Source organism: Anabaenopsis sp. FSS-46 (assembly GCF_029891665.1).
In the GTDB taxonomy this organism is placed as follows: Bacteria; Cyanobacteriota; Cyanobacteriia; order Cyanobacteriales; family Nostocaceae; genus Anabaenopsis; species Anabaenopsis arnoldii.
In genome coordinates, this window is record NZ_JANQDG010000156.1 from 41,152 (window position 1) to 51,609 (window position 10,458).

General features: G+C 42.8%; 10 protein-coding genes. 5 read left to right on the top strand and 5 right to left on the bottom strand.

Annotation, left to right across the window (positions count from 1 at the left end; translation table 11 throughout):
• Positions 1 to 561 carry a 16S rRNA (guanine(966)-N(2))-methyltransferase RsmD gene (gene rsmD / locus NWP21_RS19005; protein WP_280793902.1) on the bottom strand — a complete coding sequence of 187 codons (561 nt, stop codon included), beginning with the start codon at positions 559 to 561 and terminating at the stop codon, positions 1 to 3.
• 108 nt (positions 562 to 669) lie between these two features.
• A complete protein-coding gene (gene hisH / locus NWP21_RS19010) occupies positions 670 to 1,305 on the bottom strand; it encodes an imidazole glycerol phosphate synthase subunit HisH (RefSeq protein WP_271734992.1) in 636 nt (211 codons plus the stop codon).
• 58 nt (positions 1,306 to 1,363) lie between these two features.
• Here hisH and NWP21_RS19015 point away from each other — a divergent pair, with 58 nt between their 5' ends.
• The 4 genes from NWP21_RS19015 (at position 1,364) to NWP21_RS19030 (ending at position 5,235) form a co-directional block, all read left to right on the top strand.
• Entirely contained in the window at positions 1,364 to 1,885 is a 522-nt protein-coding gene (locus NWP21_RS19015; protein ID WP_280793903.1) for a peptidase C15, read from the top strand.
• A 31-nt stretch (positions 1,886 to 1,916) separates the two neighbouring features.
• Positions 1,917 to 3,272 (top strand): DUF3370 domain-containing protein, encoded by a 1,356-nt coding sequence (locus tag NWP21_RS19020; RefSeq protein ID WP_280793904.1) that lies wholly within the window; start codon positions 1,917 to 1,919, stop codon positions 3,270 to 3,272.
• 137 nt (positions 3,273 to 3,409) lie between these two features.
• Positions 3,410 to 4,288, top strand: coding sequence for a bile acid:sodium symporter family protein (locus NWP21_RS19025; RefSeq protein ID WP_280793906.1), 879 nt, complete (start codon positions 3,410 to 3,412; stop codon positions 4,286 to 4,288).
• Positions 4,288 to 5,235: a 50S ribosomal protein L11 methyltransferase gene (locus NWP21_RS19030; protein WP_271734987.1), complete on the top strand. Its 948-nt coding sequence runs from the start codon at positions 4,288 to 4,290 to the stop codon at positions 5,233 to 5,235. The genes NWP21_RS19025 and NWP21_RS19030 overlap by 1 nt, the downstream gene beginning before the upstream one ends.
• A 94-nt stretch (positions 5,236 to 5,329) precedes the next feature.
• Here NWP21_RS19030 and NWP21_RS19035 read toward each other — a convergent pair whose 3' ends face one another.
• From NWP21_RS19035 to NWP21_RS19045, 3 genes are all read right to left on the bottom strand, one after another.
• Complete coding sequence (locus NWP21_RS19035) at positions 5,330 to 6,325, bottom strand: DnaJ C-terminal domain-containing protein (RefSeq protein ID WP_280793908.1); 996 nt, start codon at positions 6,323 to 6,325, stop codon at positions 5,330 to 5,332.
• A gap of 175 nt (positions 6,326 to 6,500) precedes the next feature.
• On the bottom strand, positions 6,501 to 6,959 hold the full coding sequence (locus NWP21_RS19040; protein WP_280793909.1) for an AAA family ATPase: 459 nt from the start codon (positions 6,957 to 6,959) through the stop codon (positions 6,501 to 6,503).
• A gap of 80 nt (positions 6,960 to 7,039) precedes the next feature.
• Positions 7,040 to 8,329, bottom strand: a complete 1,290-nt coding sequence (locus NWP21_RS19045; RefSeq protein WP_280793910.1) for a glucose-1-phosphate adenylyltransferase — start codon at positions 8,327 to 8,329, stop codon at positions 7,040 to 7,042.
• 509 nt (positions 8,330 to 8,838) lie between these two features.
• Here NWP21_RS19045 and NWP21_RS19050 point away from each other — a divergent pair.
• A complete protein-coding gene (locus NWP21_RS19050) occupies positions 8,839 to 10,284 on the top strand; it encodes a glycoside hydrolase family 13 protein (protein ID WP_280793912.1) in 1,446 nt (481 codons plus the stop codon).
• Positions 10,285 to 10,458: the final 174 nt, after the last annotated feature.

Consider the following 10,458-nt stretch of genomic DNA (forward strand, 5'->3'; position numbering starts at 1 on the left):
TTAAAGGATTGCATTAAATTTAAAATTTGTATAAAAAGTTAGCGCTGTATTACCGTAAACCTTTTGGCGGCAAATTTTCCAATTGCTAATGATTGGAGGCTTCCAACCTTCGGGATTGTGTTCTACAGCTATTTCACCATTCACAGCTAATAAATTGTCATCAGCGATCGCTGCTAAAACAGGCTCATATAATCCACTAGCATAAGGCGGATCAAAGTAAATCTTCTCAAATTGTTTCCCTGATAACTTTTTTAACTGGTGAATGACATCACCTCGCAAAACTTGCCATTTTTGTTCACTACGGCTCACCTGTTGCCAGTTTTGCTGAATGATGGCACAGGCTCGGCTAGATTTTTCAATTCCTACTACTAAACTGGCTCCTCTACACAAAGCTTCTGCACCCATGGAACCACTACCAGTACACACATCTAGCCAGCGACAATCTACAATTTCCCCTTGCCAAATGTTGAATACTGCCTCCCTGACCCGCGCACTCGTGGGTCTGGTAGCTTGCCCTGGTAAAGTTTTAATTTGGCGATTCCCGTAAATTCTCAGTGTCATTGTTCATAAGTCATTGTTCATAAGTCATAAGTCATAAGTCAACAGTCAAGGGAAAAATCATGACAAAGGACAAACAACAAACGACAAAATCTCAAAGTTACAGTTGGATTATGCAGCAATTTTTTCGCGGACTTGTGCAACAAAATTAGACAGGATTTGCAACCCGATATTAGAAGATTTTTCCGGGTGGAATTGCACTGCTGTCAGGTTTTCATGGGCGATGGCGGCTGTGATGGTCTGAGAACCGTGAGTCACAGTGGCTGCACGTACTTGGGGGTCACTGGGGTCAACATAGTAAGAATGAACGAAATATACCCAGGGACTGGCTGGTAAATGCTCCCACAAAAGACTGTTTGGTTGGGTGAACTCTAGTTGGTTCCATCCCATATGAGGAATAGTAATCCCTGGTTCGGGTTGAAATCGGCGCACCTTTCCGGGGATGATTCCTAGCCCTGGTTGGGTTCCTTCCGCACTGGATTCAAATAAAATTTGCAATCCCAAACAGATACCTAAGAAGGGTTTACCAGACGAGATCGTATCTTTAATGGGTTGTTCTAAGCCGAGCGATCGCAGGTGTTGTACTGCTGGGTCAAATGCTCCCACCCCCGGTAATACAACTGCATCCGCCAGTTCTAAATCTTTAGCAGCATGAGTAATCTGAGGAGTTGCTCCTACTTTTTCTAAACCTTTGCAGACTGAGTGCAAATTTCCCATATCGTAATCTACGACTGCAATGACTGGCATTGACCTGCTCCTTGTAAGTTTATTATGGAGGGTGTTTCTATTCTAAATAATATTTCTTATGCGGAAAAGAATACTATTAACTTCTTTTGAGATTTGGTTGAGTGAGCAACAGTCGAATTCTTCTGATGATTTATTAATGGAAGTGATCAAAGTTCACGCCCTTCCTCATGATTTAAAATTTTTACGGCGTTTACCTGTGGATGCAGATCTGGCTAGTTCCCAAGTCAGGCAAAAAATTTCTCAACTCCAACCCAATTACATTATTTGTTGTGGTATGGCTGCTAGCCGGACAAAACTAAGTCTGGAAGCGGTTGCTAGCTGTGGGGAAAGTCTTTTGCAGACAACTGTTAATTTAGAGAAAATAGTAGCAGGTACAACAGTAGTTGAGATTAGCCACGACTGCGGTAAATTTGTTTGTGAGAGTCTTTACTATTCAGTTTTACATTACTTGTGCCAAAATAAACTGGCAACACCATGTATTTTTGTCCATGTTCCAGCGTTAAATCCAGATAATTTGCCGGTCATATTGGCTGATTTCTTATTAATTATTCACAATTTGGCACTTTTATCAAGTCGTTAGCGTCTCTAAGGTCAATATTCCTCTGGTTTTTATGTTTGATTTTTTACTCAGTTCTATAATCGCCCAATCAACACCTACTACCGCACCCGCGCCAGAAGCAATACAGCTTCAAGAAGTGCGTCCTTTACCGGGAAAACTGGATACTGTGCCTGTATTTAACAGCAATAGTCCAGAATTGGTATTAAACGAAGGAATTTTACTTTCTACTTTTCCCGCAGATGACAAGAAAACGCCAGCAGCACATTTAAATTATCCGTTTCAAGGGCGATTTGATGTTTTTGCCCACCATGTTGCTAAGGCTGAACCACCAGAGGATTTACGATCGCTCTATCTGGGGATCATGTTGCATAACCCCGGAACTGAACCAGTAAGAGTCAATATTTTGCAAGCAGCAAGTTATTTGAGTCAACCGGATGCACCATTTATTCAGTTACCATCTGTCAGTCAGAATATATTGGGTGATATTTTTGCCGGACCTGGCGATCGCGCTGTATCTGATATCTTAAGAGGAAGGCGGCAAGAAATTTTCCCACCCCAAATTGTCATTCCCCCAGGGAAAAATCAGATGTTATTAAATCTCCCTATTCCCGTCAAGGAACTGACACCACCTTTAAATGGCCGCTCTACCTTAATGCGGTTACACAGTAGTGGTACAGTTTATGCGGCTAGTATGGCTTTATTTGGGCGTCAAAATGAGGATGGTACTGAGGGTGAGCCTAGTTTAAAGGAGTGGGAAAATTTACTAAAAAGTGGAGAATTATCAACCCCACGGGATAGAGTCCCCACACCCCTAGAAGCAACTAAACAACCCCAAATTTATGGGCGTGTCGCCGGAGTGGCTCAAGGTTCTCAGTGGAAATCTTTAGTTTTAGATCATGCAGAAGCTAGATATTTGACAATTCCCAAAAGTGGGCAAGCATTTTCCTATCCTATAAGTAGTTTGCACGGCGGTACTTTAGGAACTACTCAAATTCAAGCAGCCCCCATGTTGGTGCGTTATCCTGATACCGCCTATCGCGCTCATGGCAACTATGGTATTCAATATAGTTTACATTTTCCCCTGCATAATAATACTGAAAATCATCAAACAGTTACTGTATCTCTACAAACGCCAATCAAAGAAGAGAATTTGCTAAAACAGGGCTTACGCTTCTTCACAACCACAGCACCCCAAGTATTCTTCCGGGGGTCAGTACGTTTACGTTATACAGATGACCGAGGTCACGCCAAAACTCAGTTTACCCATTTAGTCCAAAGGCGGGGTCAACCTGGAGAACCCTTGATATTATTGAATATGTCACCAGGCGATCGCAGATTGGTAGAAGTAGACTTGATCTATCCCCCAGATGCTACACCGCCCCAGGTATTAACGATATCAACTCAATAGACATCTCTTGACACTCCCACGGATAGAAGCACGTGGGATTCTTGCTTCACCCAGCCAACTGATCGAGAAAAGTTTCCTCATCTAAGCACCTGTGGGCAATGTATAATCTGGACGTAGTTTGATCCTTACCAATACAGATGCAAGAAAATTTTCTCACTGCTGTTTTTCTGCCCCTAGCTTTATTTATTATTATGTTGGGCATGGGATTATCTTTGACCATAGAGGACTTCCGGCGAGTTGTTATCTATCCTAAATCAGTGCTAATTGGCTTAGTTGCACAGTTAATTATTTTACCAATTGTCGGTTTTGGCATCGCCTCACTGTTTCCCCTGGAGCCAGCATTAGCCGTAGGTATAATGATTTTAGTAGCTTGCCCCGGTGGACCTACTTCTAACATGATTACACTCTTGGCCGGGGGAGATGTTGCTTTGTCCGTTACTCTCACAGCCATGAGTAGTTTAATTACGGTTTTTACTATTCCTCTGGTAGTGAATTTTTCAATGCAAGCATTTTTGGGAACGGGGACAACGCTACAGTTACCTTTTATCAATACTGTTTTGCAAATTGCAGTCATTACCCTTTTACCTATATCAATGGGAATGTTAATCAATCGCTATGCACCCGGAATAGCTACAAAAGCAGATAAACCGGTAAAGTGGCTGTCTTTATTTTTCCTGGCCCTGGTGATTACTGGGGTGCTGTTGCGGGAAAGAAATAATTTTATTTCCTATGTGATTGACGTGGGTTGGGTGACTCTGGTTTTAAATGTGCTAACAATGGCTTTGGGTTTTACCATCGCTACTTTAACCCAATTAGGTGAAAAAAGCGCTATAGCAATTACAGTGGAAGTAGGGATTCAAAGCGGAACTCTAGCGATCGCGATCGCCTCTTCCCCCACATTACTGAATAACCCCAGAATGGCTATTCCCGCGGCTATTTATAGTCTGCTGATGTTTGTCACTGGTATTGGGTTTGCGTCCTGGGTCAGTCGAAAACAAAAAATCATCTCAAAATAATGTCTTGGATAGAATTAAAAGTGAATACAACCCATGAGGGCGTAGATTGGTTTTGTACTCTCATAAGTGAAAGTATTGATATTAATAATATTTACATTAGTGAATATACCGAAGCAACTGCGGCTAATTCCCATTGGAGATTGACAATTCGCTTATATTTACCCTACGATTTCAGCGGGCGAGTAGGTTTAGAAAATATTGAGAATCTGCTTTACCCTTTGTATCGCACTGGAATGACCACAGCCATTGAGACTACTTTGGTTGAAAAAAAAATCACAGATGGGCCACAAGCACCTCTACATCAAATAGGCGATAAATTTATCATAGTTACTTCCAACACACCCCCTCAGTCTGAGATACCAGAGAAAATTCCCCTGAAAATACAGAAAACCCTCGCCTTCGGTAGCGGTTTGCATCCCACAACCATTCTCAGTCTCCGACTGCTAGAACGATACACAACCCCTCAAATGCAGGTGCTAGACTTTGGGTCAGGTTCAGGGATTTTGAGCGTAGCTATGGCGAAACTGGGAGCTAATGTCTTAGCTTTAGACAATGACAGCATAGCTGTACAAGCAACTCAGGAAACAGTAATTCTCAATGAAGTAGAGCAACAAGTCAAGGTAGTGTCCGGTAGTCTAGGGTGTGGCTGTCAACTAGGCCATTGGATGGGTGGAAACACTGTACATGATGGGTCACCAATTGCAGTAAAACAGACATTTGACCTAATAGTTGCCAATATTTTCGCACGGGTACATATTGCCCTTGCAGATGATTTTAGGCGATCGCTACGTCAGACTGAAACCCCAGCTGGGCTACTAATTACATCGGGGTTCACCACAGATCATGAAGAAAATGTTACCAAAGCCTTAAATACAGCCGGCTTTGAAGTGATAGACTGTGAACGATTAAACGAATGGGTCGCCCTTACCCACCAATATAATGCCTAATTCGTCCACTAGTTGCTCCAGTCTTGTTTCGGTAATTCAGACGGGTCTATCTATCTTGGAGAAGTTCCGCCCGAACGCCCCTACCTATCAAAGCTCAAAACTTAAACTGCTGTAGATGACTCCGGGGATTATAGGTACGTATAGCCCGAATTTTCTCATAGTATTCTCGTTCTTGTGAACTGAGATCCTTGGGAGGAACAATCGCCACTTTTACCAACTGATCACCACGTCCCCCCTTAGCTAAAGGCCAACCTTTCCCCCGCAACCGCAGGGATTGACCAGAACGGACTCCCGCAGGTAACTTGACATTTACAGAACCATCGGGAGTGGGGACATCTATTGAGGCTCCCAAGGTGGCTTCATCAGGGGTGATGGGAACTTCACACAGGAGATTATCACCTTCAAATTGGAAGAAAGAATGTGGTTGAAGTTCAACCTTTAAATATAAATCGCCCCGTTGTTGAGTCATGGGGTTCAATTGACCTTTACCCCGCACCCGTAGGCGAGTCCCAGTTTTAGCACCCGATGGGATGCGAACTTCAATAGTTTCGTTACCTAAACTAAAGCGTTTCTGCACACCAGTGAAGGCCTCGGCAAAAGTTAAAGTAATTGCAGCTTCTGAATCTTGACCTCCACCCCTACCAACATCTTGAAAACCAAAATCATTAAAGCCACCATAACCGCTGGGTCTGCCCGTGGAAGTACGATAAGAGTAGCCAGGCCTTCCACCACGGGGGCTAGGTCCACCAAAACGGCCTAATAACTCGTTGACAAATTCATCAAAACTCCCGTACTGACTGAAGTCAACACCACCCATATCCACACCAGGACCGCCGCTGGGGAAACCTTCCCCCACTTGTTTCCAGTATTGACCAAATTGGTCGTACTTCTTGCGCTTATCAACATCTGACAAAACTTCGTAGGCTTCATTGACTTCTTTAAACTTGGCCTCTGCTTGTTTGTTACCTGGATTGACATCGGGGTGATATTTACGAGCTAATTTCCGAAAAGCTTGTTTAATGTCTTCTGGACTGGCGGTTTTACTGATTCCCAAAATTGCGTAATAGTCTTTGAAATCGGTTGCAGCCATCTACCAGCCTCCTATAAAGTATTTTTTTTATGTTTTTGTCGTAAAGTGTGAAATTGGTTTTTTGCCCGGGAAAATCCCCAAGATAAAAAACTCTGATTTTAAATTAACAGACATTAAGGCAATTCAAGTGTGGTTCACGCTCACTCCAGCAGCGCAATTTCCGTACTCTCTGCTTTTAGAGAAAATAAATCAGCCGGTCTATTCCTTCTTCTAGACTAGGGGGCGCATCCCGGATTTGACGATACATTCTGAAAATGATTTCTTCGGGAACTTGACGCTGACGCTTTTGATTGCGTGCTAAACACAGCCAAACAGGGGTTCTCACCCATAATCCTGTAATGTGGGTAAAACCGACCCCCCGGGCTAAAGCGATGATTTCACCGCGCTGGCGTCTTCGAGCGTTGGTAGCATCGAAGATAGTTGTCTGATTGGCGGTTACTGCTTGTTGGAATTGCCGTTCTATTTCTCCCCAAATCAGCGGCCACGGACCCTGAGTTGCTTCCGAACCAAAAAGTTGCCCCCGAATCGCATCCGTTGAGATCAGCTGCATCTGGGGGCTTTGTGCCATTAATTGTTGCGCTAAAGTTGACTTTCCACTACCAGGAAGACCAATTAGTACAAATATTTGTGTCACTTTTTCTGCATCCGTTGTCAGTGGTCAATTAGTATTGAGTAATTATTTATGACCCATGACTAATGACCAATGACCAATCACTAAATTATTGTTCCGTCGGGAATTACAGCATTTTTCATCACTACAATAATGCCACTGCGGATGTAAAAGCCTTGATTTTCCCGTTCTGCTTCTTGCACGTTATCTTTATTGATGATTTTTACATCATGACCGATACGGGCATTCTTATCAACGATAGCACGGCGAATAATCGTGTCTGTGCCAATACCTACGGGAATGTTTCCTTTATCTAAGTTACATTGACGTTCTACAAAAGGTTGATAAAAGTCTGCCCCCATGAGGAGAGATTCTTCGATTACACAGCCAGATTCAATGCGCGATCGCACTCCTAAAACTGAATGCTGAATCCGACAATCTTTGAGAATACAACCCTCGCCAATAATCGACTCTGTGACTGTGCAATTTAACAGTTTACTTGGGGGTAAATAACGAGCGCGAGTGTAAATTGGTGCTTCTTCATCGTAGAAGCTAAACGGTGGTAAAGGTTGTTTAGTTAATGCTAAATTGGCATGATAAAAAGCATCAATTGTACCAATATCTTCCCAGTAATCATCAAATAAGTAAGCTTGAACATTGTAATCTTTACTGGCATCAGGAATAATTTCTTTGCCGAAATCAGTCCTTTCCAAAGATTCTTTCAACAACTTGATCAGAACATCTTTTTTAAAGACATAAATCCCCATGGAGGCGATGTAGGGTTGTAATTCGGCTTGGTCTGGTGATAATCCCAGCACTGTAGTATCGACCTGCATCTTATCTAATGCTTCGCCCTTGGGCTTTTCGCTAAAGTCAATCACCCTACCGGACTGGTCGATTTTCATTAAACCAAAGTCCGAAGCCCGGCTTTTATCTATGGGGATAACTGAAAGGGTAATATCAGCATTGGTTTCTTTATGGCGCTGGATAAACTGGCGGTAATCCATGCGGTATAGATGGTCTCCGGAGAGAATCAAATAATCTTCCGCATCCCATTCTTCCAATTGCCATAGGTACTGACGCACAGCATCAGCGGTACCTTGGAACCAGTTGGGGTTTTCTGGGGTTTGCTGTGCCGCTAGTACTTCCACAAACCCCTCGTTGAAGCCAGTAAAATTATAGGTACGGGCTATATGGCGATTCAAGGAGGTTGAGTTAAATTGTGTCAGCACATAGATTTTGTAGATTTCTGAGTTTATACAATTACTGACAGGAATATCTATTAAACGATACTTTCCTGCCACGGGTACTGCTGGTTTGGCACGTAGTTTCGTTAGGGGATAAAGACGAGTCCCCGCACCACCACCGAGAATGATTGCTAATACTTTTTTCACAGAGTTTCTCCCGACTGCCTTTTTAATATCACCTTAAGTTTAGGACTGTGTGAGACTGCTGGTAAGGGGGGATCACAGATTCATAATTAGTTAAGTTGACACAATTCTCTTGGTAATGAATGAATTACTTAGTATATATGTATGCAATATTACTATTGTTACTTAATCCTGGTAATATTGCTGTGATTGATTGCATACTCAAAAACTCTTAAAAACAAGGTTTTATTTTCTCTCAGCGTAGATAAATATTGATAAATTATGACACATTCAATTGACACTCAATTCAGTGTTATAAGTTATTCAAATTCTTTATGCTGAGGCGATACAAGTATCTTACATTACAGAATAAAGCCAGTAACTATAGTTGCTCCCACAACAGTTTCATGGTATTTGGTCAAAGTTTTAAAAGGGCTGGCAATTTTTGATCCAACCTACAATCAAACTATCAAATTTTTGCCTGGTCATTACCTATCATTGGAGAGAAAACGTCAAGTATAAAAAAATAATTCATGGAAATTCAAACACCAGACTGGGTTAAGCACGCTGTTTTTTACCAAATCTTTCCAGACCGCTTCGCCAGAAGCAAACAGTCTCACAAAGGACTGTTGCATAATCCCCGTTGGGAAGCTTGGGAAGCTATCCCCACACTCCAGGGTTACAAAGGTGGTGACCTATGGGGGATTATTGAGCAGTTAGACTATATCCAGGATTTAGGAATTAACGCTATTTATTTTACTCCCATTTTTCAATCAGCCAGTAATCACCGCTATCATACCCACGATTATTATCAGGTTGATCCATTGTTGGGGGGTAATCAAGCATTTAAGGAACTACTAGAGGCGGCTCATCAACGGAATATTAAAGTTGTGCTGGATGGGGTGTTTAACCATGCTAGTCGGGGGTTTTTCTTTTTCCACGATATTTTAGAAAATGGTCCTCATTCCCCTTGGGTGGATTGGTTCAAAATTACAGATTGGCCCCTGGCTGCTTATACAGGAGATTTACCGGCAAATTACGAGAGTTGGGCAGGTAATCGGGCTTTACCCCAGTTTAATCATGATAATCCTGAAGTACGGGAATACATCATGGAAATTGGCGAATATTGGCTGAGATTCGGCATTGATGGTTGGCGTTTAGATGTACCATTTGAAATCAAAACACCAGGGTTTTGGCAAGAATTCCGCCATCGCATCAAAGCCATTAATCCCCAAGCTTATATTGTCGGGGAAGTTTGGGGAGATTCCCGGGAATGGCTCGATGGTACCCAATTTGATGGCGTGATGAATTACCTATTCGCCGCCCCGACCATTGCCTTTACCGCGGGCGATCGCGTAGTTTTAGAACAGGTGCAAAGCCGCGACTATCAACCCTACCCACCCTTATTTGCTGCTGAATACGGGAGCAAAATCCAGGAATTACTCCAACTTTACCCTTGGGAAATTCAACTCACCCAACTTAATTTATTAGGTAGTCATGATACAGCCAGATTAATTACCATTGCAGGCGGCGACCAAGCTACTCTGGAATTAGCAACTTTACTATTACTCACCTTTCCTGGTGCGCCTAGTATCTATTATGGTGACGAAGTGGGTTTACCCGGAGGTATTGACCCTGACTCAAGACGTGGTTTTCCCTTAGAAGCTGATTGGAATCAACAAATCCTCAACATTCACCGCCAATTAATTACTTTACGCCACAAACACCCAGCCTTACGCACGGGGGACTACCAAGTTATCTTCGCCCAGGGAGAACTGTACATTTTTGCCCGGACTTTAGACACAGACAAACTCATGATTGCTGTTAACGCTGGGACAGCAAAGACAACAGCCAAATTAGATATTACCAGGTTACCGACTCAACCCAACCAGGTTGTATATGGTGCGGCGGAATTTGAGTGGCGTGGTGAGCAGTTTTCCTTAACTGTTCCTGGACGCACTGGCTGCATTCTGGGTTAAGTTCCCGCAACCATTGAGGTTACTGGTAATTCAACTGCTATATAAATCCTAGACAAGTCTAGACATTTATTTCTTACTTCAATGGGAGCATGGGAGCGGTTATCCCTCAGTAAGCTTTCAAGGTTTAGCCAACCTCGATAAGTTAATTGCTGCGTTTAAATCCCTGTCCATTGA

Bases quoted from the DNA above. Each gene is read 5' to 3' on its own strand.
- NWP21_RS19050 (WP_280793912.1), top strand. From the start codon at position 8,839: ATGGAAATTCAAACACCAGACTGGGTTAAGCACGCTGTTTTTTACCAA.
- NWP21_RS19020 (WP_280793904.1), top strand. From the start codon at position 1,917: ATGTTTGATTTTTTACTCAGTTCTATAATCGCCCAATCAACACCTACT.
- rsmD (WP_280793902.1), bottom strand. From the start codon at position 561: ATGACACTGAGAATTTACGGGAATCGCCAAATTAAAACTTTACCAGGG.
- hisH (WP_271734992.1), bottom strand. From the start codon at position 1,305: ATGCCAGTCATTGCAGTCGTAGATTACGATATGGGAAATTTGCACTCA.
- NWP21_RS19035 (WP_280793908.1), bottom strand. From the start codon at position 6,325: ATGGCTGCAACCGATTTCAAAGACTATTACGCAATTTTGGGAATCAGT.
- NWP21_RS19015 (WP_280793903.1), top strand. From the start codon at position 1,364: ATGCGGAAAAGAATACTATTAACTTCTTTTGAGATTTGGTTGAGTGAG.
- NWP21_RS19025 (WP_280793906.1), top strand. From the start codon at position 3,410: ATGCAAGAAAATTTTCTCACTGCTGTTTTTCTGCCCCTAGCTTTATTT.
- NWP21_RS19030 (WP_271734987.1), top strand. From the start codon at position 4,288: ATGTCTTGGATAGAATTAAAAGTGAATACAACCCATGAGGGCGTAGAT.